General features: G+C 41.9%; 24 protein-coding genes. 12 read left to right on the forward strand and 12 right to left on the reverse strand.

Annotated features, from left to right (window positions below):
• Nucleotides 1-226: 226 nt before the first annotated feature.
• On the reverse strand, nt 227-1,228 hold the full coding sequence (locus AC5JL8_RS26400) for a 2-hydroxyacid dehydrogenase (protein WP_495882646.1): 1,002 nt from the start codon (nt 1,226-1,228) through the stop codon (nt 227-229).
• Between the two features lie 83 nt (nt 1,229-1,311).
• Here AC5JL8_RS26400 and AC5JL8_RS26405 point away from each other — a divergent pair, with 83 nt between their 5' ends.
• Nucleotides 1,312-3,660, forward strand: a complete 2,349-nt coding sequence (locus tag AC5JL8_RS26405) for a hybrid sensor histidine kinase/response regulator (RefSeq protein WP_495882647.1) — start codon at nt 1,312-1,314, stop codon at nt 3,658-3,660.
• 135 nt (nt 3,661-3,795) lie between these two features.
• Here AC5JL8_RS26405 and AC5JL8_RS26410 read toward each other — a convergent pair whose 3' ends face one another.
• Together AC5JL8_RS26410 and AC5JL8_RS26415 are read right to left on the reverse strand one after the other, a co-directional pair.
• Nucleotides 3,796-4,197 (reverse strand): type II toxin-antitoxin system VapC family toxin, encoded by a 402-nt coding sequence (locus AC5JL8_RS26410; protein ID WP_495882648.1) that lies wholly within the window; start codon nt 4,195-4,197, stop codon nt 3,796-3,798.
• Entirely contained in the window at nt 4,194-4,433 is a 240-nt protein-coding gene (locus AC5JL8_RS26415; RefSeq protein ID WP_495882649.1) for a type II toxin-antitoxin system Phd/YefM family antitoxin, read from the reverse strand. Before AC5JL8_RS26415 ends, AC5JL8_RS26410 begins: the two co-directional genes overlap by 4 nt.
• A gap of 171 nt (nt 4,434-4,604) precedes the next feature.
• Here AC5JL8_RS26415 and AC5JL8_RS26420 point away from each other — a divergent pair, with 171 nt between their 5' ends.
• From AC5JL8_RS26420 to AC5JL8_RS26435, 4 genes are all read left to right on the forward strand, one after another.
• Nucleotides 4,605-4,847, forward strand: a complete 243-nt coding sequence (locus AC5JL8_RS26420) for a DUF433 domain-containing protein (protein ID WP_495882650.1) — start codon at nt 4,605-4,607, stop codon at nt 4,845-4,847.
• Nucleotide 4,848: 1 nt separating this feature from the next.
• Nucleotides 4,849-5,232 (forward strand): DUF5615 family PIN-like protein, encoded by a 384-nt coding sequence (locus AC5JL8_RS26425; protein ID WP_495882651.1) that lies wholly within the window; start codon nt 4,849-4,851, stop codon nt 5,230-5,232.
• 266 nt (nt 5,233-5,498) lie between these two features.
• Nucleotides 5,499-6,494: a GTPase gene (locus tag AC5JL8_RS26430; protein ID WP_495882652.1), complete on the forward strand. Its 996-nt coding sequence runs from the start codon at nt 5,499-5,501 to the stop codon at nt 6,492-6,494.
• Nucleotides 6,491-7,072: a GTPase gene (locus AC5JL8_RS26435; protein ID WP_495882653.1), complete on the forward strand. Its 582-nt coding sequence runs from the start codon at nt 6,491-6,493 to the stop codon at nt 7,070-7,072. The genes AC5JL8_RS26430 and AC5JL8_RS26435 overlap by 4 nt, the downstream gene beginning before the upstream one ends.
• Before the next feature lie 79 nt (nt 7,073-7,151).
• Here AC5JL8_RS26435 and alaS read toward each other — a convergent pair whose 3' ends face one another.
• The gene (gene alaS, locus AC5JL8_RS26440; protein ID WP_495882654.1) at nt 7,152-9,794 is read right to left on the reverse strand and encodes an alanine--tRNA ligase; all 2,643 of its coding nucleotides are present in this window, start codon (nt 9,792-9,794) and stop codon (nt 7,152-7,154) included.
• A 337-nt stretch (nt 9,795-10,131) separates the two neighbouring features.
• Here alaS and AC5JL8_RS26445 point away from each other — a divergent pair, with 337 nt between their 5' ends.
• Both AC5JL8_RS26445 and AC5JL8_RS26450 read left to right on the forward strand, forming a co-directional pair.
• Nucleotides 10,132-10,332, forward strand: a complete 201-nt coding sequence (locus AC5JL8_RS26445) for a heavy-metal-associated domain-containing protein (RefSeq protein WP_495882655.1) — start codon at nt 10,132-10,134, stop codon at nt 10,330-10,332.
• An 806-nt stretch (nt 10,333-11,138) separates the two neighbouring features.
• Nucleotides 11,139-12,164: a diguanylate cyclase gene (locus AC5JL8_RS26450; protein ID WP_495882656.1), complete on the forward strand. Its 1,026-nt coding sequence runs from the start codon at nt 11,139-11,141 to the stop codon at nt 12,162-12,164.
• Nucleotides 12,165-12,184: 20 nt separating this feature from the next.
• Here the strand turns inward: AC5JL8_RS26450 and AC5JL8_RS26455 are convergent, their stop codons facing one another.
• The 7 genes from AC5JL8_RS26455 to AC5JL8_RS26485 all read right to left on the reverse strand — a co-directional run bounded on the left by AC5JL8_RS26455 (nt 12,185) and on the right by AC5JL8_RS26485 (nt 17,211).
• The gene (locus AC5JL8_RS26455) at nt 12,185-12,871 is read right to left on the reverse strand and encodes a M41 family metallopeptidase (RefSeq protein ID WP_495882657.1); all 687 of its coding nucleotides are present in this window, start codon (nt 12,869-12,871) and stop codon (nt 12,185-12,187) included.
• 102 nt (nt 12,872-12,973) lie between these two features.
• On the reverse strand, nt 12,974-14,245 hold the full coding sequence (locus AC5JL8_RS26460) for a glycosyltransferase family 2 protein (RefSeq protein ID WP_495882658.1): 1,272 nt from the start codon (nt 14,243-14,245) through the stop codon (nt 12,974-12,976).
• Between the two features lie 77 nt (nt 14,246-14,322).
• Nucleotides 14,323-14,958: a YybH family protein gene (locus tag AC5JL8_RS26465; protein ID WP_495882659.1), complete on the reverse strand. Its 636-nt coding sequence runs from the start codon at nt 14,956-14,958 to the stop codon at nt 14,323-14,325.
• A 432-nt stretch (nt 14,959-15,390) separates the two neighbouring features.
• Nucleotides 15,391-15,678, reverse strand: coding sequence for a hypothetical protein (locus AC5JL8_RS26470; RefSeq protein WP_495882660.1), 288 nt, complete (start codon nt 15,676-15,678; stop codon nt 15,391-15,393).
• A 187-nt stretch (nt 15,679-15,865) separates the two neighbouring features.
• Nucleotides 15,866-16,564 (reverse strand): class I SAM-dependent methyltransferase, encoded by a 699-nt coding sequence (locus AC5JL8_RS26475; RefSeq protein ID WP_495882661.1) that lies wholly within the window; start codon nt 16,562-16,564, stop codon nt 15,866-15,868.
• A 182-nt stretch (nt 16,565-16,746) separates the two neighbouring features.
• Nucleotides 16,747-16,911 (reverse strand): hypothetical protein, encoded by a 165-nt coding sequence (locus AC5JL8_RS26480; protein ID WP_495882662.1) that lies wholly within the window; start codon nt 16,909-16,911, stop codon nt 16,747-16,749.
• A gap of 45 nt (nt 16,912-16,956) precedes the next feature.
• Entirely contained in the window at nt 16,957-17,211 is a 255-nt protein-coding gene (locus tag AC5JL8_RS26485) for a hypothetical protein (protein ID WP_495882663.1), read from the reverse strand.
• A gap of 625 nt (nt 17,212-17,836) precedes the next feature.
• Here AC5JL8_RS26485 and AC5JL8_RS26490 point away from each other — a divergent pair.
• From AC5JL8_RS26490 to AC5JL8_RS26505, 4 genes are all read left to right on the forward strand, one after another.
• Nucleotides 17,837-18,307 carry a hypothetical protein gene (locus tag AC5JL8_RS26490; RefSeq protein ID WP_495882664.1) on the forward strand — a complete coding sequence of 157 codons (471 nt, stop codon included), beginning with the start codon at nt 17,837-17,839 and terminating at the stop codon, nt 18,305-18,307.
• Between the two features lie 28 nt (nt 18,308-18,335).
• Nucleotides 18,336-19,721, forward strand: coding sequence for a hypothetical protein (locus AC5JL8_RS26495; protein ID WP_495882665.1), 1,386 nt, complete (start codon nt 18,336-18,338; stop codon nt 19,719-19,721).
• Nucleotides 19,722-19,730: 9 nt separating this feature from the next.
• Entirely contained in the window at nt 19,731-21,152 is a 1,422-nt protein-coding gene (locus AC5JL8_RS26500) for a vWA domain-containing protein (RefSeq protein ID WP_495882666.1), read from the forward strand.
• Nucleotides 21,153-21,321: 169 nt separating this feature from the next.
• Nucleotides 21,322-22,485, forward strand: a complete 1,164-nt coding sequence (locus tag AC5JL8_RS26505; RefSeq protein WP_495882667.1) for an ATP-binding protein — start codon at nt 21,322-21,324, stop codon at nt 22,483-22,485.
• A gap of 28 nt (nt 22,486-22,513) precedes the next feature.
• Here the strand turns inward: AC5JL8_RS26505 and AC5JL8_RS26510 are convergent, their stop codons facing one another.
• A complete protein-coding gene (locus AC5JL8_RS26510) occupies nt 22,514-23,056 on the reverse strand; it encodes a Uma2 family endonuclease (RefSeq protein ID WP_495882668.1) in 543 nt (180 codons plus the stop codon).
• Between the two features lie 153 nt (nt 23,057-23,209).
• Here AC5JL8_RS26510 and AC5JL8_RS26515 point away from each other — a divergent pair, with 153 nt between their 5' ends.
• A complete protein-coding gene (locus tag AC5JL8_RS26515; protein ID WP_495882669.1) occupies nt 23,210-24,136 on the forward strand; it encodes a hypothetical protein in 927 nt (308 codons plus the stop codon).
• Nucleotides 24,137-24,184: the final 48 nt, after the last annotated feature.

The following is a 24,184-nucleotide window of genomic DNA, read 5'->3' on the forward strand; positions in this document are numbered from 1 at the left end:
GTATCAAAGACTCGTTCATCTCTCTCAAAGACTCATTCACGAGTATCAAAGACTCATTCATCTACCTCAAAGCCTCATTCACGAGTATCAAAGACTCGTTCATCTCCCTTACAACCTCATTAATCCACCTTTGAGCCTTATTAATCTCTTTCGCAACTTCACACTTCCCTGTCAACTTCCCATGCGCCCTGCTCCCTGCTCCCTGCTCCCTGCCCCCTGCCTTTCTTTAATCGTACACTTGCGGGTTAACGCAATAAGGTAGACGATCGCCTTTGAGTCCAGCAATGAGGTTGGCGATCGCAATTGTTGCCATCTTTGAGCGTGTCTGGCGGCTGGCACTGCCAATGTGAGGCGTGATAATTAAGTTATCTAAGGTTAGTAATGGGCTATCTTTTGGGATCGGTTCTGGTTCTGTAACATCCAAAGCAGCTGCGGCAATTTGGTTTTGGGAGAGTGCGTGATACAAAGCATCTTGATCAATAATGCTTCCCCGTGCCGTGTTAATTAAGATAGCCGATGACTTCATGAGAGCAAACTGGCGATCGCTAATCAAATGATAGGTGTCATCTGAGGCAGGGGTATGAATGGTGATAAAATCAGATTTTCGTAATAAAGTTTCTAAAGGTACAAACTCTACATTTAAGGTTTTTTCTAATTCCGAATCACTTTGATGTCTATTTGTATACAAAATTTTCATATCAAAACCATGAGCGCGCCGAGCAACTCCTTGACCAATGCGCCCCAACCCAATAATGCCTAAAGTAGCACCTGCAACATTCGGCCCTAGTAATAAGTCTGGTTCCCAAGTTTGCCACAAACCTGCACGAGTAAATTGATCCGCCTCCACTACTCGCCGTGCTGCTGCCATTAATAACGCCCAGGTTAAATCTGCGGTCGCATCTGTCAACACCCCAGGAGTATGCCCAACGGGAATTTTTTGTGCAGTAGCAGCCGCTATATCAATATTGTCGTAACCGACCGCCATCTGGCTGATGACTTTCAGCGAGGAGTTTTCTATTAATTGGCGATCAATTTTGTCAGTCAGCAGACACAAAAATCCATCTACATTCTGTGCTTTTGCCAGTAAAACTTCATAGGGTGGTGGTTGGCGTTCTGGCCAGACTTCAACAGAGGCGATTGCGCTCCGCGCAGTGCCAGAGGCAATCGCATATAGTTGTTCTAATTCAGTAGGAAGGCGGCGAGTGATAAAAACTTTAGCTAGAGACATAAATAAATGTTTTTTGAGCGTCACTGATGTGGCATGAAATAGCTAGCTATAATCCAATAGTTACAGCATACAAAGTAATTTGTATGCTTGCGGCAAAATCAAGTAAGACCGGATTGCTCTCGCACTGGGGAGGCGGTTTGCGTAAAACAAGTATAAATTACGATACGGCAATTTTCGGCAGCCGGAAACTTTCTCTGAGGTGGCATCTTGTGCTACTTGTAGCAGGGGCATTACTGCCAGTTGTTCTGTTTGCGATCGCCGTTGTACATGAACTGTCGCTCAGGGAGCAGCAGGCGTCCGAGCGCCGTCTGGTTCTGGCGGCGCGCAGCCTCGCCACAGATGTAGAGCGCGAGACTTCAAGCGCGATCGCCACGCTTCAAGCACTGGCAGCCTCTGAGCGGCTAGAACAAGAAGACTTCAAAGCCTTTTATACTGAGGCGCAGCGCATGGCGAAGACGCAGCCGACTTGGTTGGGTGTGATTGTCCTGACGCCAGACGGACGCCAAGTCCTGAATACCTCTTTTCCTTTCGGCATCTCCCTACCCCCGGTGAACGAGCCTGAGAGTTTGCGGCGTGTTGTCCAAACACACCAACCGACGGTGGGTTACCTTGCTCTAGGGCGTCTCAAGCAAAGCTGGGCCTTCCCGATTCGCGTTCCGGTAATGCGTGATGGCGAACTACGGTATGTGCTAACTGCCGTCATCACCCCAAAAGCACTCACCAGCGTCATTGCATCCCAGACACCTACGGATGGGGAGTGGACGCGTACAGTCGTAGACGGTCACGGCATCGTTGTAGCCCGCACTCGCAATCCCGATCGCTTTGTGGGAAAGCCAGGTACGCCGTCTTTCCTCAAGCGAATCAGAGAAAAAACTGAGGGGGTTTACCGCGAAAGCACTTTGGAGGGAGCGCAAGTGTACCTCGCCTTCAGCCGAACCAATTTCTCGCACTGGACAACCGCCGTTGTCGTTCCCGTCGAAGTCATTGAAGGCCCGGCACGCCGCGCAATGTTGCTCGTCGTTAATTCTGGCTTGGCGTTGCTCGTGGTAAGTGGCATGGGTGCGTTTGTCCTCTCACGGTCAATTTCTCAAGGCATCACCTCGGCGGCGGCTGCCGCAGAAGCACTTGCCAAAGGTGAATACCTGAGCATTAAACCTTCGTCTATTAAAGAAGTAGCCTTGTTAGGCGAGTCCCTAGAGTTTTCTGCTGCCCTGCTGTCGCAGCGGGAGCGGGAACGGGACGAACACCTGGCGCGGGCTGAAGCCGCACGAGTTGAGGCGGAGAGCGCTAGCCGCCTCAAGGACGAGTTTTTAATCACCGTCTCCCATGAACTCAGAACTCCTTTAAACGCCATCCTTGGCTGGGCCCAATTGCTACGCACTAGGCAGATTGCTGAGGACAAGACACAACGGGCGCTAGAAACCATTGAGCGAAATGCGAAAGCCCAAGCCACACTGGTGGATGACCTCCTCGACACATCGCGGATTATCACTGGGAAATTCCACCTCGAAACAAAGTTGCTAGACTTAGCCACTGTGGTTGTCAGTGCGATCGATTCGGTGCGTCACACCGCCGAAGCCAAAGGTATCGATCTCAAACTGCAACTTACCGCGGACGAGTCACTTGTTTTAGGAGACCAGAATCGGCTCCAGCAGGTAGTATGGAACCTCCTCTCAAATGCGGTTAAATTCACGCCCTCCTGTGGGCAGGTAGAAGTGGAACTGAGGCAGGCTGATTCACAAGCCGAGGTCATAGTGCGCGACACTGGTGTGGGTATGAAGCCAGAATTTTTACCACACGTCTTCGATCGCTTCCGTCAGGCTGACGGCTCGACTACAAGAGAATTTGGGGGCCTGGGATTAGGACTGGCGATCGTCCGTCATTTGGTCGAACTGCACGGCGGGACTGTGCAGGCTGATAGCGACGGCAAGGGGAAGGGGGCAACTTTCACTATTAAACTTCCTTTAGTTACCCGTCAAGAAAACATTATTACCCCGCCGAAGGTAGCTGTGAATGATACATCTTCACCGCATAAAAGTTCGCACGAGTTTCAGGGAGTGCGGGTGCTTGTGGTTGACGACGAGCCAGACGCTCAAGCTCTCGTTGCAACAGTGCTGACGCAGCAGGGGGCTGAAGTACGAACCTGTGGTTCAGCAGCCGAGGCTTTCAAGGAAGTAATTACCTGGAAACCCGACGTAATTCTTTCTGATATCGGTATGCCACAGGAAGACGGCTACGATTTTATCGGCAAGGTCAGGGAATGGGAGATCAAGGCGGGTGGTAAGATTCCAGCCGCAGCGGTCACCGCCTTTGCACGCCCCGAAGATAGAATTAAAGCGATCGCCTCAGGTTACCAGACCCACATCCCCAAGCCTATCGAATCGGCAGAGTTGACCGCTGTAGTGGCGAGTCTTATATCAATTAAAATCTAGAAATTATTAATGGATAAATCTACATCTATAGGACTCATATTTGATTTTTGAACAAAATTCAGTACACCTTTATTCCTTCTTCCCAGTCCCCAGTCCCCAATCCCCAGTCCCTTACCTCTACGAGTGATTCAGAAATCAAATCGGATTGCTATAGGCAAAAAAGCTAATACAGTAGGCGCGGATTGCTGAATCAACTGTCGCAATCGTTAAGCCATGTTGTAAAGCCTGACAAATTAGCATTCTATCAAAAGGATCTTTGTGCAATGATGGTAGACTAGCAAGTTGAGAAACGCTGCCTTCATCTAAGTCAAGATTTGCAATTTGATGGCGATCGCGTTGTTTGGGAAGATAAATTTCAGGAGATTCTGGTAGTGGTAGTTTGCCTAGTTGATATTTGACTATGCACTCCCATATTGAAACAAAACTCAGATAAACTGTGTTATCTGGAGCGCGAATGGCATCTATAACATCTATTGATAGCCGATTATCACCACTGATAAACCATAAGAAAATATGAGTGTCTAGAAGAATTTTCATCCGCCCTCAAACGCATTTAAAATATCTTCAGGTAAAGGTGCATCAAAATCATCAGGTACTGTAAATTCTCCAGCACACAAACCAAATGGACGTTGTTGTTTATTGGTGGTTGTAATTGGTTTTAATTCAGCAATTGGTTTATCTGCTTGGATAATAATAAAGCTTTCACCTGCCTCAACTTGATTAAGGTATTTCAAAGGATCTTGTTGCATCTCATCTACTGTGACTCTCTGCATTTGAGTATTTCGGTGTAGTGGTATGGGGATAGTGCATTGCCACACTCAATTGTAGTGCGATGTCTGACGACTCACCATTTTGTGTTTACATGCTTTGCAAATATTAAAAAACTGCACAAATTAAGTGTAAATTTAAAATAAAATATATACAGCTTTCTTATTTATTGGTTGATGTCTCAAAAGATTCAAAGATATTTTATTCAAAAAACTCCTGGAGTTTGCGGAGGTAATGCACGCATCCGCGATACTCGGATTGCTGTTTGGACTCTAGTTTCTTTTCGCCAACAAGGAGCTTCTGACGAAGAATTATTGAGAAATTATCCGACGTTAACAGCCGAAGATTTAGAGGCAGCTTGGTCGTATTATAAAGAACATCCACAGGAAATTGACCAAGTTATAGCTGACGACGCATAACATGACTAAGTTTTATGCTAATGAAAATTTTCCTCTCGATTTAGTTCAAGAGTTACGTCAGCTTGGCTATGATGTGCTGACATCCTATGAAGCTGGACAAGCAAATCAGTCGATTAGCGATGAAGAAGTATTAAACTTCGCTCATGAGCAGGAGCGAGTTGTGATTACTCTCAATAGAGAAGATTTTATTAGCCTGCATAAACAAGGTCAACAGCATAGTGGCATTATAATTTGTAAGGAAGATAGAGATTATAAAAAACAGAGTGAGATTATCTCCGAGTTTATAATTCAGAATACCCAACCGTTAAGATGCAGGTTGATTAGAATCAAAAAACGAAATCAAAAAGGGTCTTCTACACAAGTATTTGTTGTACAAGGATATTAAAGCTTAATTTTATTTTGATTTAGTGCGAGCGTACTTTGTGAGTATTGATTAAAGCGATAGTAAAAATCAATAATTAGTCTGAATTATGATTAGAGGAATCTCACCTCAAAAAACAAACTAATTAACTAAAATTATTTTCAGTATAATTAATATCACATAAGTTTAAGTACTTGTATAAAATTGAAATAATTTGTATCGACTATTTTTGTTGATACATATACGTTAATAGTTCAAAACATTCATAAAGTGTTAAATCAAGGGTAAAAATGTCAAGTATTGGCACTTCTTCTCAAGAAACAGCAAAAGATTTTATTGCAGATATTATAGAAAAACTGCAAGCTCAGCGTGGTAATAAATTCATATTTCTTTTGGTCGGTCGTACAGGAGTTGGAAAATCAAGCACTATAAATAGCTTGATGGGTACAGAAATTGCCAAAGTTGGGGATTACGAACCGACAACAATGGAGATTAAACCTTATAACTCTGACATCAAGGGAGTCAACTTTACAGTTATAGATACACCTGGTCTTTGTGATGATATTGAGGAAGCAGGTAATGATTATAAGTACCTAGAACTCATGCGTTCAAACGTTAGCCAGGTTGACTCAATGTGGTTTGTCAGTCGTTTAGATGAGACCAGGGTTACTAGCGACGAAAAACGAGGAATCAAGCTGATTTCTGAGGCATTTAAGTCAACTATTTGGCAAAACGCTGTTATTGTATTCACATTTGCAGGAAATATTGATGCATCAAAATATGAGCTTGCACTGAAGAAAAGAACCGAACTTATTCGTAACGAGATAGCAAAATACACAGGAATTGGCATAGCAAATAACATCCCATCAGTCGCGGTAGATAACAAAAGTGAAACAACTCCAGATGGAGAAAAATGGCTTGCTGAACTTTACACACAGGTGTATGCCAGAATGTCTGCTAAAGGTGCGGCTCCATTCTTAATGGCAACTGTCGAGCGCGTAAAACCACCAAAGAAGGAAAAAGAAGTAGTAAAAGAAGTTATTTACGTACCAACACCTGTAAGAAATCCTGACCCTGAAGAGACTGCAAAATATAGTAGACCAATTGAGCTTAATGATAGGCAAGCTGAAATAGTCCGAAATAAGACTTCAGATGTCTTGCAATTCACAGTTGCAGGAGCAAGCGTAGGGGCTGCATTTGGAGCTATAGCTGGGCCTGCTGGCGCTGCTATCGGAGGTGCAATTGGTGGGGTAATAGGATTTTTTGGTGGATTGTTTGGAAAATGATGCGTAAATTTTTACTGTTTGGGCGTACAGGTGTAGGTAAATCAAGTTTCGTAAATACTACTTTTGGTGATTACATTGCTGAGACTTCAGAATTTGAAGCCTGCACAAAATTTGTTGAACATTATGCTTACGATACACCTTTAGGCAATGTATCCCTTATAGATACACCCGGATTAGCTGAAGATGATGAGGCGTGTGATGAGGCATACTTATCTTTAGTAAAAGCTAAAGTTGATTTAGATGAAATTTACGCGACAATCTATGTGAGCCGTCTTAACGAAACGCGTTTTCGTCCTGATGAAAAGCGGACACTACGCCTTTTAACTAATCGGCTAGGTGCATCTATTTGGGATCGTTCAATACTTGTTTTGACTTTTGCTGCATCTGTACCTGAAGAGCAACGTGAGGAAGCCACTTCTAGGAGAATTTTACATATTGAGGAGTTTCTACAAACTCTGACTTTAGAAAATAGACTAGTACCCCAATTCAGAAAGTTTCATGAATACTGGCTGGTAGATAATATCGTGAGTAATTGGGCTGAAGATGGAGTATCTGCTTTATCACTCCTGACAGCCTGAATTGCCATTATCTCATTTGTCCTACCTTCAATAAATAATTCTAAGGCAGGCGAAATGCCTGCCCCACAATAAAATACAATTAACCTAACCCAGACTTCAAATCACTCAACGCCTGATTCAACGCCTCTGGTAACTTACTTGCATCGCGTCCGCCGGCTTGGGCTAAATTTGGTCTTCCACCGCCGCCACCACCGCAAATTTTGGCGATCGCACCGATAAATTTACCTGCTTGCAAACCTTTCTTATTCACCTCTGCACTGAAAGCTGCAACTAAGCTAACTTTATCAGCTTCGGGAACTGAACCCAGCACCACCGCACCGTTACCGAGTTTTTGCAATAAGCGTTCGGCTGCGGTTTTCAATGACTCTGGATCAACGTCATCGAGTTGGGCAACGATAACTTTATAATCGCCCACAGATTCAGCTGTTTGCAGCAAGCTGTCAGATTTGGCGATCGCTAGCTGTGATTTGAGAGTTTCCAGTTGTTTTTGGCTGGTTCTCAGCTCGTTTTGCAGAGTTGTAATTCTCTCTGGTAGTTCTTCGGGTTTAACTTTAAAGCGATCGCTTAAATCTTTGACTACTTTATCCCGTAGATTAAGATAATCTAGCACTGCTGGGCCAGAAACAGCTTCAATGCGTCTTACCCCAGAAGCCACACCAGCTTCTGAAATAATCTTGAAGACGCCAATCTCCGCAGTATTACTCACATGAGTCCCACCGCATAGTTCCATCGATACGCTAGGGAAGTCAATCACCCGCACTTCGTCACCATATTTTTCTCCGAACATGGCGATCGCACCTCTAGCTTTGGCTTCTGCTAAAGGTAATACTTCTACTTTTGCACTGTGAGCTTCAGCAATCCAACTATTTACCTGTTCTTCAATTTGCTGGACTTCCTCTGTTGTCAAAGCACGGGGACAGTTGAAGTCAAAGCGCAATCTGTCAAAGGAAACGAGGGAACCTGCTTGCGATATCCCTTCATCAACAATTTTCTTTAACGCTGCTTGCAGTAGATGAGTTGCGGTATGGTTAGCTTGCAGGCGACGGCGGCAAGCGCGATCAATTTGGGCAGTTACAGTATCTCCTACTCGGATTGTACCGCGCTCGATGCGTCCGAAGTGAACAAAGAAATCGGATTCTTTTTTCACGTCATCAACGCGAACTACAACACCATCGCCGGAGATATAACCGCGATCGCCTATTTGTCCCCCAGATTCGGCATAGAATGGGGTCTGATCCAAGACGATTTGCACATCTGTCCCGGCTTCTGCTTCCTCTTGGGTAACACCAGCTACCAGTAATACTTCAACTTTCGCAGTTGCCGCAGGTTGGGTATAACCTAAAAATTCGGTAGTCTGGATGTGTTCTGCTAGTTTGTCGAGAGAACCTTGCACAGTTAAATCGATGGTTTCGTGTGCTGCTTTGGCACGTTCCACCTGTTTTTGCATTTCGGCATCAAATCCCGCTTCATCGACGGTAAGATGATTTTCCTCTGCAATTTCTTGTGTGAGTTCTAAGGGGAAACCGTAGGTATCATAAAGAGTAAAAGCACTTTCACCACTAATTTCGGTTTTTCCTTGCTGTTTCACCTGTTGGATAATTTCCTCTAGCAGTTTTTCACCTCTGTCAAGGGTTCTGAGGAAATTGGCTTCTTCTCTTTGCAGTTCAGCTTTAATTGCTGCTTCCCGTTTTCGCACATTGGGGTAAGCTGATTCGGAAAGAGCGATCGCGGTTTCGGCAACTTGGGTAGTAAATTCTCCAGAAATGCCAATTAATCGTCCATGACGTACCACCCGCCGAATTAATCGCCGCAGTACATAACCTCGCCCCACGTTGGAAGCGCGAATTTCATCAGCGATCATGTGGACGACAGAACGAACATGATCGCCAATGACTTTCAGGGAGACTTTAGTTTTCTCGTCGCTGCTGTGGTAGTCAATCCCTGCAATTTGCGCTGCTGTTTGAATAATCGGGAAAATTAAATCAGTTTCGTAGTTATTCGGCACTTTTTGCAGGATTTGCGCCATCCTTTCCAAACCCATGCCGGTATCGATGTTCTTGTTTTGCAGAGGTGTTAAATTACCATCTGCATCCCGGTTGTATTGCATGAATACAAGGTTGTAGAACTCGATAAACCGCGAGTCGTCTTCTAAATCAATGTTGTCGTCGCCGCGTTCTGGGTGGAAGTCGTAATATATCTCAGAACAAGGGCCACAAGGGCCAGTAGGGCCTGATACCCAAAAGTTATCCTCTGCACCCATACGCTTGATTCTTGCTGCTGGGACACCGATTTGATCGCGCCAAATTGCAAAGGCTTCGTCGTCTTCCTCAAAAACGCTGACGACGAGGTTTTCTGGGGAGAAGCCAAAGACTTTGGTGGAGATTTCCCAACCCCAGGCGATCGCTTGTTCTTTAAAATAATCACCAAAGCTGAAATTACCCAGCATCTCAAAGAAAGTATGATGCCTTTTGGTGCGTCCTACATTTTCGATATCGTTGGTGCGGATACACTTTTGGGATGTGGTAGCCCGCTTAAATTCCGGCGTGCGCTGTCCTAAGAAGATGGGTTTAAATGGTAGCATCCCCGCGATCGTCAGCAGCACAGTCGGATCTTCAGGCACAAGAGAGGCGCTTGGGAGAATCTGGTGTCCGCGTCCAGCAAAAAAGTCAAGGAATAAGGCGCGAATTTCGTTACCGCTGAGGTAGTGGGGATTTAAAGACATGGGTGTTTACAGAATTAGTGTCAATAAACTGGGGAATGCTGACAGAGGATCATTCGTCGCTTTTACAGAAAAAGTATGCCGCACGAAAGGACATCTGTGCCACACTTTCGTTGCTTTTGAGTAGTTCGTCTCAGTGTATTTGCATATATACCTTTATATCTATATATTGTTGCATTTTGTTTGATTTTGCAGCCATCAACTTTTGACTGGTAAAGCAGCTATGTACTCCTATTATCTACTAACGAAATCACCTAACCCAGGTAGGATGAGCAATCTCGCTGGAGGCGATAAAATCAAATATTAAGAATAAATTAAAATTTTTTTTCTGAGGTAACTAATGGCATTAAAACTGAGTGTACCTAATATTGCTTGTGAAAGTTGTGCAACAAAAATTACCGACTCCATCCATGTAATGGAACCTGATGCAAAAGTTGACGTCGATGTCAAAGCTAAAACTGTTACTGTAGAAGCCGCCGCATCCGAGGAATCTATCAAACAGGTAATCGTTGCTGCTGGTTACCCCATTGAAGGTTATTAATATTCTCCTAATAACTACTGCCAATAATCAATAATTGGATTACAACCTGATAGTAACAGCACGATGTGTTTATATTATTGTCCGTCCCTTAAAAACTCGGGCAATAACTTATTTATGCAAGAGAAAATTGAGAAAACTTTTAAGTTTTTTGATGGCTTATGTATAATTACTGAAGTGTTTCACTAAATCTTTAAGTCAAAATTTAAAGAACGATAAATATACCGAAAAACCATGAGTAACTCCCAGTGAGACAAGTGTAAAAGCCTTAGTTCATAAAGCTTTTACTGTTTCAGCGCTAAATTGAAATAAGTCTATTATGCTGATAAAGTAAATCAGTAATTTAAGGGATAACTAATTTTATAGCTTTAGCAAATATATCGGTTTTTACGGGCAAATTAAAACTTTAGAAATTTTTAAATATTTAAGCTCAGTATTTTTTTCCAGTTATTATATGCTTAATCTTATCAACCATTGTTTGGAATAATTTCCCCGAAATAATCAGACCTGAGAATTACATAAACATTTTTATATGCTGGAGGAATATTCAGTAAAAATACTGTTTCAAAAAATTTGCTAAAAAGCACAAAGTAGGTTCAGAAGTTTATTTCATAGTAATTATATTTGAGGTAAATCGTTAAAATGAGTTTAAAATTGAGAATAAAATGGGAATAGGGGAGTAAAACAATTCATATAGGGTAATTTTTCCTAAATAAAAATACTGAATATATACAGTATTAGTTAAGCAAAAACAGTAAGTTTTAGCAGGGTCATATCTTTGAATTTGAAATAAGGCAAAAAGCAAAGCAATGAATATTTCAATTCTGGTCTTTGGGAGTAATAAATTTCTCGCCACACTTCCAGATCAGATCCGTTATGCAACCGCTTTTAGTGTAGAAGTTATTGCCAATGTAGATCAGGCTGTTTTGCGTATTAAAACTACGCCGCCCGATATAATACTTGTGCAGGCTAGTTTAGATGGCAGTATAGAATTGTGCTGTTGGTTAAAAGACCAAGCCAACCTATCTTGGATATACTGTATTCTCTTGGAAGATCGTTCTCAGCAAATAATTAATAGACGTAAGAACGGCTGGGAGTGGGAGTTAGAGATGACTTCCTCTGCATTAAAACAAGGAGCCGATGCTTATATTTGGCAAATTCCTGAGGGAAAATCAGACTATACATTGGCAGAGGTAACTGCTAACCATCGTCTAATACTAGCTCAATTAACTGTTGGTTTGCGTAAAGCGAAAAAATATCGTGATTTGATCCGGACAAATGATTTATTATCAGCAATAGCGTTAGCTGATTCGTTAACCGAATTAAACAATCGTCGCGCTTTGGAATGGGACTTACCCAGGCAAATTAAAAAAGCCCGTGATAAAGCAATTCCGCTGAGTTTAATTATTCTAGATGTAGATTATTTCAAAAAAGTTAATGATAATTATGGACATTTAGTTGGCGATCGCCTGTTACAGTTATTGTGTATTCGGCTGCGAAATAATTTGCGTTTTCAAGATACTCCCTTCCGCTATGGTGGTGAGGAATTCGTTATTCTTCTAGCTAATACAACTGGTGAAGAAGCACTTATAGTAGCGCGTCGTCTTAATCGCATAGTTAGTGAACAACCATTTACAATTAATAATCAACTTACTATTGATGTCACGATTAGTTTAGGCACTGCCTGTCTGCAAACTGAAGATGATGATCAAGGTGTAAGTTTATTAAATCGTGCTGATCAGTGCTTGCTAGAAGCTAAAGCAACTGGGCGGAACAAGGTTATTTGTTGGGATTACTTATCACGTGTCCCTTATTTGAAAGCTGCTTCTTCGTAATAATTTTGAGTGCTGAGTAATTAATTTGCAAGTTCAGCACTCTTAATGGCGCTTTGACACTCAGCCACTGAAGCGCGTTGACGCATGGCTTGGACTAAGACTTCGTAACTAGACCAATTTTCTTGTAGCAGGGTTTTTGCTTGCAAAGCATGAAACCGCTGTTTTTGCTGAAAACTAGACACAGAAAAACCCAAATTTGTCAATACTCCTGCTAGCTTGCTTTGATCATCTGCCCCACCTTCAGTATTTTGGAAAACCAGATTTTCAGCAGCAATACCTGCCATCCAAACAGTGCAGTAACGATCTAGCATTTGAGCGCTAATTTTGCCTACCTGCAATTGAGATGCTAATTCACCATCATCAAAAGTAACACCACCTTGACCTGGCTGCCCCTGTTTCCAAGCTTCCCAAGCGCTGAGAGTATAACCAGTCACGGGAATACCCAATAGGTGTGCTACGAGGAAATGTCCTGCTTCGTGGTGGATAATGCGATCGCGGTGTTCTGGAGAAAAACCCGCAATCCAATCAAGAAGTAGAGTTCCTCCCTTACCTTGCAAACTAAAACTGTCGAAAGTCGCTATTCCCAAAATGGTGAAGGTAGCAAGGGCTGGTACTGCTGGGGATAAGTTAATTAATGGCCCCAGCAGTACTGACATGGTCATAAGAAAGATAGATATGGCAATTAAATTGAAAGCAGTTTGATTCATTGCGAAGTTTTCTAAATGCAGCTTAATATATCTTTATTATGAAGCAAGACTAGCTGCACATCACGCATATCCACACCTTTTCAGCTTCATCAAAAAGAGTACCTAAACAGTTCGACCGCGATGTTCGGTTTTAATCCAACGCGATCGCTGTTTTTGCACACACATTCTTAAAGTTACTACCATCATCACAGGAATCCAATGCACCATGTAGAGAGAGCCTTGAATGGTTGCCCAAAGCAAAGATAATCCTCGTAAACTTTGAAATTGGTAAAGTCCGGTGATGAAAGCAACTGTTAAAATTATGCTGAGTAAGGTTTGGAGTGGCAGCAGAACTGGGCGATCGCTATAAAATATTGTCCAAAATAAGTCAGGAATAAGTCCAATTGGCAGCAGAAATTGCAATATAAAAAATAATATTAAATCGATTTCTTTAGCCTTGCCCAAAGTTAGGATTTGGGGAAAGTAGTCGAGGTAACGCTGATAGCCACCTTCAGCCCAACGACAATGTTGTCGCCAAAGATTTCTCCAATTAGTTACGCCTTCTTCTTGAATTGCCGGAACTGCGACAAACTCAATTTCTGCGCCTACCAAATAAATTTTGAAGCAGAGATCCAAATCATCGGTAACTGTGTCCTCATTCCAACCGTTGAATTTTTCTAACAGTTCTCGCCGAACTAACATCCCATTACCCCGAAGTTCAGCCATTCCGCCAATAGCAATGCGGTGGGTTTGCACAAAGCTATCACAAAGCATTTCCATCTGCTGACAACGAGTCAGAAAATTGGTATCTGCGTTGATAATTTTTTTTCGCGCTTGCACTGCACCAGTACTTTTATTTTGGAACAGAGGTACTGTTTGCCGCAGAAAATTGGCAGGAAGCAAAGCATCAGCATCGCTGATTAAAATAATCTCTCCTTGCGTAAATGGAAAAACTGCATTCAGCGCCCCTGATTTACCACCTTTTGATTCCCGTTGATGAACTTGTAGTGACGGAAATTGAGTTTGTAATTGCCTCAAAATCTGGGGAGTTTCATCGGTACTGCCATCATCAACGACCCAAATATCTAGGCGATCGCTGGGATAATTCAATTGGAATAAGCTGTGAACTAAATCAGCCAAGACTGCACTTTCATTTTTAGCAGGAACTAAAATGGAGACTTGCGGTAAGTAAGCATCACTCTCAACTACTAAAGTGGTTGGTTTTGCCAGCAGCATTCGTAGCGTTTGCACAGTAAAAACGAGCGTTAATCCCACCATGAACCACTGTGTCTCTGGTCGCCAGTGCAGCAAACTCACAAAACCCCAGGTCAGTATCACTACTAAGGTTGCCTTGAGACGGCGATCGGAACTTGGCTGATAGATACTGCTTGCCACTTTCTACTAATTCTCCAAAATAAAGATACAGATTAAACCTGGAAACCCAGATTAAATCTGACTTTCTTAATTACAAATTACGAATTACTAAGTTCCTTCGGTTGGCGACGTAATACTAGCATCATGATTACTCCCAGCAGAAAACCACCTATTCCAGCTGCAACTGCCACAATCCACCTCACCTGCTGGGCAGCATTCAGTACTGGGTTATCTAAGAGGTTGGACGAGAAATGCAACGATTGAATCGTCCATTTATCTTGTAATTTTTGCAACACTGCTGTCCACCGCATCGCCATAGTACGGACGTTACCATCTTTGAAAGAAAAAGTGGCGATCGCATCTCCGGCAGAAACAACTGTCTCTGAAGAGAGAAACGTTCTGACAGGATCTCCCTTTAAAGCCATTTTGATATCTTGAATCGAATTGGAAAACTGCTGATTCCAGTACTTCTCAAACTCAGGCACTTTGTGAAAAACTTGGTTATCAACTGTTGTGATCGTGAAGCTTGGGTGCAAATAAGGTTCAATTTTGGAAAAATCGCGCGTGTTCAAGGCTTGCAAGGCAATTTCCCGCGTGCCGATAATCGTGTTAATCTCTTGTTGGCTAGTGTCTGCCAGAGCATACTGGGGTATATTCCAAATTGCCAGCACTAATAAAACACTCCAAAGTAGCTGAGTGCATCTGTATCGGTTTGCCCATCTTTGTTTTATCATGTAAACAACCTGTACATGGGGTTACAATTACGGATGTTTTTTTAACACTATTAAACAGGATGGATTTAAAACTGTTATCTAGTCAACTAAATATTAAGTTCTGTCAAAAGGAAGAGAAAAAATAATTCTCTACTTTTGAAATCCAATTTATTTAAATTTTATATTTTAATAAACAACAATAACTTTAATAAATTTATAAAAACTTTATCAAACATAATTTAGTCCATAATCGCTTCAGATTAGGACAAAAACTAATTAACCATTATTGAATTCTTGAATGAACAAATCATTCAAGAGCGATAATAATTTTGCGAATAAATCCAGAACAAATAGGCTATGGAGGTGCAATCAAGGATACAATTATATACCTTTGTTGAATTGACTTCTGTGAGAAGATGCCCTAACCCATGAGATGGGATTTTCCGCAAAATTTTAATCTTGAGACTCCTCAGAAACAGGTTCCGATTCGGTTTCAGGTTTTGTTTCTACTTTTACTGGAAGTTTAACGGGTTTGGGGCCACGCGCTAGTGCAGGATTAATCTGCTGCTTGTTTTCATCCTTAAAGGATGCTTTTTTACCTTGACCAGATGAGCGATTACCTTTTGGTTTTGGGTTTGGGGTATTGGATTCAACAGGAGGCGTAAAATCCGATTTTTCGGAGTTATTGTCAGTATTTGCTTGGGACTGACGTTCTGATTTTTTGATTGGGCGTTCTACCATTGTTGTTTTTTGTAAAGTTATCTTTATGGTACATCGGTTTAGGGGTTGGCAAACTGTTGAGTAGCATTTTTTAAGGAGTTAGGTCGTGACAATTACTACTAAAGCAAAGATTGCTGCGAGTCTTTCTTTGGGAAACGCTAACGCCGCAATCCTCGAAGCTCACAAAATTACTGATGCCGTATTAGTTCTAAGTTGAGTGGGTAGCAGGATTAAGCCTTTGATATTCAATCCGCACGTGTTTAACATCAATTTGCTCAGATTCCAAAAACAAAAGATGCTCTACTTGATGTAATCCCAAATTTTCAAACTGTGCTAGTTCGGAGTTTGATAATGGCCATGGGGGCCCAGAAGGTTCGGCTTCCGTTTCCCGAATCCGAGTAATCACTAACAGTGTGCCACTTGAAGCGACGACAGAGGCGACCGAGGAGATAACTGAAGAACGCACGCTTAAGGGCAAAGCTTGAATATTGCGACATTCAAAAACCAAGTCAAAGGCAAGATGCCATTCTGAGGGAATTGCCAATAAATCTGCAATTACATAATTTACAGGCGAATTGGGAAATCGCTGCTGACACCAGCTAATAGCCGTAGAGGATATATCAAAGGCAGTTACCTCAAATCCTCGCTGTGCTAAAGCTTCTGCATCATCTCCCAAGCCGCAACCGATTACCAGTGCCTTTTGCCCTTGAGCAGATAGTTTGTGAGTAGTCAACCAATCTTGCAAATACGGGTGGGGAGTTAACTTTGCCCAAGGAACTTGTGCTGCATCACCTTTAGCTTCGGCATATAAAACTTCAAACCATGCTGATGGTTCTGATTTTTGTAACGCTTCTGTAGCTAACTGTTTAACAAGAAGCTGTAAATTTTCGGGTTGTTGTTCTAACATAAAAACCAATACTACTCCCTGATAACAAAGAGTACAAAAGAATAGACTGGCACAAAACCCTCAAACTAGGCATCATGCAGGGGTGCAGGGAGCAGGGGGAAAAAGGATTTTGCGGTTTTTGCACAGATGCGAGAATTATAACTAATTAGGCGGACATGATATTAAGCATTAATTAAAGTGCTTTACCACAACATAGTTGGTAAACCAGCAATCACAGAAGCAATACCTGTCCAGAGAGTAAAGCGCTCAATATCCACTTCATCTAAAGCATTACTCATTTGCTTAATTGCTGATAATAGAGCTGCTAGTAACAGCACAAAAAAAGCAATGTACCCTAAATTAATCATTACTCATCCTCACTATTTTTATAAGCAAGTAGTCATAATAGGTTTTTAACAAGCTATGGCAAGGTTTTTTTGTTTCCTATTTAGCACTTCATCAGAAAAAGTATTAAACAATGGAAAAATATCTACTTCAGATAACCAAATCATAGTTTCATAACCAACCCGGCCCATTTCTGGCTCCGACCCCATAGGCATCTCCACCAGATAAATCCAACTATCTAACTCAGGTCGGTAGTTTTTGATAATGCCTTTTCCACCGATAAACCCTACTATCTGACCTTCACTAAACTTAGGTAATATCAAAACCCTTGCAATTATTCTTTGTAATTCCTTTGATTTGAGGTTTGTGTTTGCTATAAAGTGTATATTGCAAAAATTAACTTAGAAGTTTAGTAATAATCATCTTTCTCTTTTCGTATTTCATCTCTATCTACAGAGAAGTGCTAAGTAAAATTTGTAAGTGATTCAGGTTATAAGTAAATTTGTATTTCACTTTTGATATATAGGTTTTGACGGTAAACCGTTCATTTATGGTGTGTTTAGCCTTTAATAAAATTCGTTTCAAATCTTACGAATTGCAGAGGTTAAGTTGTTACACACCTAACCTGTACATTTGGACAGCAGGGTGCAGCAGTGCAAAGCAGAAGGATTGATGCTTTTGCTCCAAAATCAACAATATGCAAGTTAAATATGCATTAACTTATAACTTGTCTTTCAAGATACATCAGTAAATATACTTAAGTTGCCAAATTAGTATTTCAAGCAATTACTAACTTTGCAATTGCGAAGAAGCATGAATTTACGTATTTTTATGGTTGCTATATTCTAAATTTACAGATGAGCATGGAGTATCTGAAGCGGCTTATCTCAAGCCATTTTATGTATATTTTAATTACGAATTACGGATTACGACTTACGAATTAATATTATGCCTCATTCATCGTTTGTAGGTTCCAGCCAGAAAAATGCTGCGACAAAGCGGGATATTAAGCAGGTTCCGTTTGTTGAACTTTTCAATCATCGGTTGCAGGGAGTTGTTTCTAGCGGTTCTGATATTGAAAGAGTTTATGTTTCTTTTTTTGAAGCGGTGACATTAGATTTTTATTGCAGCACAAATAATAACCGTCCCTGCGGGGGTTTACACGGTTACCCATGCAAGCATTTAGAAGCGGTGATGAAAGAAGCGATCGCAACTTATGGTATCGATCAAGTAATTAATCATCTCAAGGTTCCTGGTGATGTTAGTCAAATTACTTCCCTTGGAGATATTCTCAACCGTCGCGGTACGGTAAAAAAAGAACCTGCAAGTGAAGTTTTCAGCCGCTTTTTAAATTACCTGCGTTACCTAGAATTGGAAACATCAAATTCTCCCCTCCCCGAAATGAGTTGGTTTGTTTGACTTGAATTTTGAATTTTGAATTATTAACATGGCTTTCCCTGGCGCATTGCATCAATTAGGCGAAAGCAATCAAGTAGTATTCGATTTGATTGCTAGTTTAGATGAGTGTTTTATTATTGGTTTTGCTAATTTAGACGATCAACATCTCCAAACTTTGCAGGGTTTAGTGCGGGTATTTACTGGCACTCCGTTACAGCAATCATTGACTGATGCTGTGGCGGCAATTAGCTCAAATGAGTTTTTAGATAAGCATTTTGCAGTTTTAGCTAGTGCCCGCGCTGCAATTCAAGGAGCGCTATTTGATACATTAAAATCTCAAGTCAGGAGTTTGTTAGGACGTGGAGAAATAGCAGAAGCGGAGTTTGAAGAATCTAGTGAATCACCAAACAATGTCAAAGTTCTTTTAGCAAGTGTGCGTCACTGGTTAATGGAAATTGCTTTAGTAGGTTATGCACGTTTAGATACAGCAACTTTAGTTCATTTTGCTGGGACGCTGGAACAAATCCAAGCCGAACCTTTATTAATTAGACAAGCTGCTTTACTGACGGGATATTTTAATGAATTGATGCGTCATGTCCCGGTGGTTGATAGCCAAGGAATTCCTGTATACCGTTGGGTTGATTTATGGACGCAGGCGATGATAGGCACATTGCGCCCAGCTAATTTACCAAAATCGCAGCTTATATCGGGAAATTTAGAGATTTTAGGTTTAGATTTGCGTCAACACGCCAATTTAGTGAGCTTTACAGCTTATGGGTTGTTAGATGCAAATAATCAAACTCAGTTGGTGCGAGTTACCCAGTCAGCTTACAAGGTAGATGCAATAAATAACGAGCAAATTTGGTTATTGTTTCCCAATGCAACTGCTTTGCTTGATGCGTTTGCACAAACTCGGATATTACATCTCAAAGATACACCCTTGTTACCCACCGGAGATTTACTCTGGCAAAGTCAAGCAGAACTTGGTCAAAACTATAATTTGATGGAGCGTGCAGAGAAATTTTTTGCTGAGAATGCAGGTAATAGCCTAGTTTATTCTACAGTTGCCGCGAGCGATCGCCATCCTATCCAACTTGCGGAACCAATATTTTTCAGTAAGTATAAAGTCATCAAAAATGATGAAAATATCGTTTTAAGTTGGGGTGATGCTGGAGAACTCAGCATTGCCAAGGAACGTATCAGCAGTTTATCAGAACTCAATTTAGATGCGATCGCCAAATCTCAGCAAATCTTCGGACTTCTACGCTTCGATGCGGGGAAATGGACAGTTCAACCGCTAGCAGTGACAGTTAAAAACAAAACAATATATACAGGACAAACAGCAGCGCAAGTAATTTCTAAGAAAGATTCAATCAAGGGTAGCGTCGTGGGAATTCTCCAAGAACGTTCTAGCCGTCTACTGCGTAAGGGATGAGGCAAATATATGGATACAGAGCAAATTTCCCAACGCCGTCAAGTTGTATACTGGCGCTTGCTAACCACCATGTTTGGCTTCAGCGAACAGGGTGCAAATTTTGAAAACATGGCGACTGAAGTTGTTGGTGAATTGAATTTACCACAATTAATTCTCGACCCTAATATCAGCATTGAAAACTTACTCCACCGTTACCCAGAATTAGAACCAGATTTTAATAATCCCATTATTCCCCAAGACGACGCAGCCACAGAAGCAGAAACCGCTACCCTACGCCGCGCCCTCGTTTTCTCTAAATTACTTCTCAATTCTTTCGGCCCCAACACCCAAACGGGAGTTGTCACCGCCCAACAATACGCGCAGTGGCTCAAAGATGTCGGATTTTTAGAAAAAGCCTTGGGATGTCAACCAGGAAGTTTGCGCGGAAACGGGCCGAGTATCGGCAAAAATCCCGGTAATCAAAATCAAGGTGCTGGTACTGGTGGCGGTATGGGTGCGGGTACTGGTAGCGGTGGTGGTTTCACCGTCACCGAAGAACAACTCCGCGCCACCCTCAAAGCCTTAGAAGGTGAATTAATTCATCGCATGGCTTTGCACGAAGTTCTCAAAGATGACAGGTTAGCTAGTCAACTGACGCCATCAATGGCTTTGGTGGAACAACTTTTACGCGAAAAAGCGAATTTGTCAGGAAATGCGCTGAAAAATGCCAAACGGTTGATTCAGGAGTATGTCGACGAACTAGCCCAAGTGTTGCGGTTACAGGTAGCGCAGGCTGTAGCAGGCAAAATTGATTATTCAGTACCGCCAAAGCGAATATTTCGCAACTTAGATTTAAAGCGGACAATTTGGAAGAATTTAACGAATTGGAACCCAGAAGAACAAAGATTATTTGTCGATAGACTGTACTACCACCACACAGCCAAGAAGAAAACACCAACTCGCATGATTGTAGTTGTTGACCAGTCAGGTTCAATGGTGGATGCGATGGTACAGTGTACTATCCTCGCTTCAATTTTTGCCGGACTTCCTAATGTTGATGTGCATTTGTTGGCGTTTGATACTCAAGTAATTGATTTAACACCTTGGGTACATGACCCGTTTGAAGTGTTATTGCGGACTAACTTAGGTGGAGGAACACATATTTACCTGGCGTTAAAAGAAGCCGCACAAAAGATTTTAGAACCAAAGAATACAGCGATGGTGTTGATTTCTGACTTTTACGAAGGCGGTAGCGACCAAGTTTTATTTGACTATATTAAATCGCTGAAAGAGTCGGGATTACATTTTATTCCTGTAGGTGCAGTGACGAGTTCGGGATATTTCAGTGTTAATCAATGGTTCCGCGACAAGTTGAAGGAGTTGGGTATGCCGATTTTAACTGGTAGTCCGAAGAAGTTAATTCAAGAGTTAAAGAAGGTGATTGTGAGTTGAAAATATCTATTTCTCTTTTCTTCGTGTTCTTTGCGTACTTCGTGGTTCGTTAAAAAAAGATTTTCTGGTTAGCAAGAGAGATATAGAAAAACGAACCGCAAAGGGCACGAAGGTCACGAAGAAAGAGAGTTAAAGAGAGATTTTACAAAGAATAATTAGGAGAAAAAAAATGGCAAGGGCTAAAAGTAATACTACAAATGGTGCAAGTAGCGATAAGAAAGATAATACTGTGATGTTGCGCCAACCAGCGGAATTGAAGTATGCAGAGGAGTTGGAATATTTAGCTTCAATTGATAAAGGTGCAAAACCATTTTCTTGGCGACTATCGCCGCAAATGGTACGCACTTTTGTGTTGGGAAGTACGCCATCGCAAAAATTAGACAGGCAAATTGAACAGAAATGGTACGGAGATAGTGCGATCGCCGAACGTGCTATTGTCACTTTAGCTTCTGACCGGGGTTTATTGTTGATTGGTGACCCAGGTACAGGTAAAAGCTGGTTAGCAGAATTATTGGCGGCGGCGATTTCTGGTAATTCAACCTATGTAGTCCAAGGAACTGCGGGAACTACAGAAGACCAAATCAAGTATTCTTGGAACGTGGCGATGGTGATTGCTGCTGGTCAATCCCGCGATTCTTTGATTCCCTCACCAATTATGACAGCAATGCACAGCGGCGCAATGGGCAGGTTTGAGGAGTTGACACGCTGTACTTCTGATGTTCAAGATGCACTGATATCAATACTGAGTGAAAAGTATATTTCGATTCCCGAACTCAGAGATGATAATGTGGCTTTTGCTCAACCGGGGTTTAATGTAATTGCTACAGCCAACAGTAGAGATAGGGGTGTAAATGAACTTTCTTCAGCCTTAAAGCGGCGGTTTAATTTTGTACATATGCCTGTGGTGACGAATAAAAAGCAAGAAAAAGAAATTATCCTCTTCCGCACCAAGGAGTTAATGAACCGTCACGGCTTTGAGGTGGATGTTCCGCCAACATTGTTGGATGTATTATTGCAAACCTTTGCCGATTTGCGCGAAACCAGTGCGGCTGCTAGTTCCGACGACCAGCGTTTAGAGTCGGCGCTTTCCACAGCAGAACAAATCGGTGTTTTAGAAGATGCGATTTTACACAGTCGCTATTTTGGCGCGACTAATTTAGAAGCTGGTGCGTTAGCAAAGTCATTGGTGGGTACTTTAGTACGCCGTCAACCAGAAGATATTTCGGTGATGAATCAGTTTTGGCACGCAGTTGTGGAAAAGCGTAGTAAAGAACAAAAAGGTGAATGGGAAGCCTTTCTCGAAGGTGGGAAACAAGCGATGGGATTATTTTAGCGGTTATCAGTTAACAGCTATCCTGATGTCAATCAAACTCTACAGGCCATAAATCTGAAACTGGTACTTCCCAACCTGGAAGCAGTTCGGGAACCGTTATTACATCGCCATTGTGAAGTACTATTACCTCTTTTCCCAAATTGTAAACTTCCACAATTTGCTCATCAGGATTAAGCAAAATTCCGACTTTAGTTCCCAAACTCAGAAATTCTTGAATCTTAGCTCTGATATCCTCTAAATTATCGCTGGGAGACTTGACCTCAACAGTTAAATCAGGAGCCAATTGAGCAAAAGATTTGGGACTGCGACGCAAGCGTTCGGCTAAGACAAATGAAGCATCTGGTGCGCGCAAATCTGAGTTTGGCAATCTAAAACCAGCGCTAGAAGCTGTTATTCTTCCTAGCTTACGCGGTTTAACCCAGTTACGTAATTGGGACACCATCTCAGCAGCAACCTCATCTGATTCGTATCCTGATGGACTCATGACAATAATATTACCCTTAACTAGTTCCATGCGATATTCGGGATACTGTTGCTGCATTTTTTCTAAATCTTCAACTGTCAGTGACATAAAGCCTCCGATGCTGACTCTGTATTTATATTATGAGAAATCCAAAACAAACAGGCGATGCCTACCCTTCGGGAACGACTTTGTCGAACGGCAACGTCTCCGACGTAAGCTCTCAAATACTTTGTCAATCACTTTAAAGTCAATTCAGCAAATATGACCCGCAAACCTCATGATCAGTTCGCCAAGCAGTTTTTAGAAGAGCTACTATCACCCTTGGGGAAGGTAGAAGTTAATAAGGAAGTGATTGATGAGGCTAGACAAGTTGATGTGTTGTTTTCACCAGCACCGACATCTTCAGCACAAGCACAAAGCTTGGGATTACTAGGAAGAATAGCTGTGCTGAATACAGCTTTACTTGAACCGTTTCGCAATCAACCCAGCAAGACAGAAGTACGAAATTGCCTTTTGAAGCTATTAACAGTTATCGCAGATTCTCAACGCCAAGCCAAGCGAGAAAATGCAACTTTAGCTGAGGATAATCTAGCACGGTTATGGATTTTATCGCCCTCAGTTTCTCCAGGACTGCTCTCAAGTTTTGACGCTAAACTAAAGTTAAAAAATTGGCTATCTGGGGTGTATTTTCTATCTGATAGTTTGCGAACAGCAATCATCGCCATTAACGAGTTACCTGTGACCGAAGAGACACTGTGGTTTAGGCTTCTAGGCAGGGGAACTGTTCAGCAGCAAGCAGTGCAAGAATTAGTGGCGCTACCACCAGAGAACTTAGTGCGTCGTAATGTTTTAGAAATAGTTTATAAATGGCGAATCAATGTTATGACTCAGCAAGAATTAACTGAAGATGATCGGGAGTTAATGATGAATTTAACCCAAGCTTACGAAGAAGCCAGAGCGCAGGCTGTGCAAGAAGGAGTACAACAAGGATTACAGCAAGGATTACAGCAAGGATTGCAGCAAGAGCGTCGTCAAGTTGTGGAAAACTTGTTGAAATACAGGTTTGGTTCTGTAGACGAAGAATTGATGAGAGTTGTTGAGAGTTTATTACAGTTATCTCCAGAAGAGTTTACGCCTTTGTGTTTGCAATTATCTCGTGAAGAATTATTAGCAAGATTTAGTCAATAATTTTGACTCTCAATCTTGAAGATGATCAGGAGTAGGGTGGGCATTGCC

This window comes from Mojavia sp., assembly GCF_059505145.1.

Excerpts from the sequence above, each read along its gene's own strand:
- alaS (WP_495882654.1), bottom strand. The coding sequence starts at position 9,794 with ATGTCTTTAAATCCCCACTACCTCAGCGGTAACGAAATTCGCGCCTTA.
- AC5JL8_RS26450 (WP_495882656.1), top strand. The coding sequence starts at position 11,139 with ATGAATATTTCAATTCTGGTCTTTGGGAGTAATAAATTTCTCGCCACA.
- AC5JL8_RS26510 (WP_495882668.1), bottom strand. The coding sequence starts at position 23,056 with ATGTCACTGACAGTTGAAGATTTAGAAAAAATGCAGCAACAGTATCCC.
- AC5JL8_RS26470 (WP_495882660.1), bottom strand. The coding sequence starts at position 15,678 with ATGGTAGAACGCCCAATCAAAAAATCAGAACGTCAGTCCCAAGCAAAT.
- AC5JL8_RS26505 (WP_495882667.1), top strand. The coding sequence starts at position 21,322 with ATGGCAAGGGCTAAAAGTAATACTACAAATGGTGCAAGTAGCGATAAG.
- AC5JL8_RS26420 (WP_495882650.1), top strand. The coding sequence starts at position 4,605 with ATGTCTCAAAAGATTCAAAGATATTTTATTCAAAAAACTCCTGGAGTT.
- AC5JL8_RS26515 (WP_495882669.1), top strand. The coding sequence starts at position 23,210 with ATGACCCGCAAACCTCATGATCAGTTCGCCAAGCAGTTTTTAGAAGAG.
- AC5JL8_RS26500 (WP_495882666.1), top strand. The coding sequence starts at position 19,731 with ATGGATACAGAGCAAATTTCCCAACGCCGTCAAGTTGTATACTGGCGC.
- AC5JL8_RS26430 (WP_495882652.1), top strand. The coding sequence starts at position 5,499 with ATGTCAAGTATTGGCACTTCTTCTCAAGAAACAGCAAAAGATTTTATT.
- AC5JL8_RS26475 (WP_495882661.1), bottom strand. The coding sequence starts at position 16,564 with ATGTTAGAACAACAACCCGAAAATTTACAGCTTCTTGTTAAACAGTTA.
- AC5JL8_RS26495 (WP_495882665.1), top strand. The coding sequence starts at position 18,336 with ATGGCTTTCCCTGGCGCATTGCATCAATTAGGCGAAAGCAATCAAGTA.
- AC5JL8_RS26425 (WP_495882651.1), top strand. The coding sequence starts at position 4,849 with ATGACTAAGTTTTATGCTAATGAAAATTTTCCTCTCGATTTAGTTCAA.
- AC5JL8_RS26400 (WP_495882646.1), bottom strand. The coding sequence starts at position 1,228 with ATGTCTCTAGCTAAAGTTTTTATCACTCGCCGCCTTCCTACTGAATTA.
- AC5JL8_RS26480 (WP_495882662.1), bottom strand. The coding sequence starts at position 16,911 with ATGATTAATTTAGGGTACATTGCTTTTTTTGTGCTGTTACTAGCAGCT.
- AC5JL8_RS26415 (WP_495882649.1), bottom strand. The coding sequence starts at position 4,433 with ATGCAGAGAGTCACAGTAGATGAGATGCAACAAGATCCTTTGAAATAC.
- AC5JL8_RS26405 (WP_495882647.1), top strand. The coding sequence starts at position 1,312 with ATGCTTGCGGCAAAATCAAGTAAGACCGGATTGCTCTCGCACTGGGGA.
- AC5JL8_RS26455 (WP_495882657.1), bottom strand. The coding sequence starts at position 12,871 with ATGAATCAAACTGCTTTCAATTTAATTGCCATATCTATCTTTCTTATG.
- AC5JL8_RS26435 (WP_495882653.1), top strand. The coding sequence starts at position 6,491 with ATGATGCGTAAATTTTTACTGTTTGGGCGTACAGGTGTAGGTAAATCA.
- AC5JL8_RS26490 (WP_495882664.1), top strand. The coding sequence starts at position 17,837 with ATGCCTCATTCATCGTTTGTAGGTTCCAGCCAGAAAAATGCTGCGACA.
- AC5JL8_RS26445 (WP_495882655.1), top strand. The coding sequence starts at position 10,132 with ATGGCATTAAAACTGAGTGTACCTAATATTGCTTGTGAAAGTTGTGCA.
- AC5JL8_RS26410 (WP_495882648.1), bottom strand. The coding sequence starts at position 4,197 with ATGAAAATTCTTCTAGACACTCATATTTTCTTATGGTTTATCAGTGGT.
- AC5JL8_RS26465 (WP_495882659.1), bottom strand. The coding sequence starts at position 14,958 with ATGATAAAACAAAGATGGGCAAACCGATACAGATGCACTCAGCTACTT.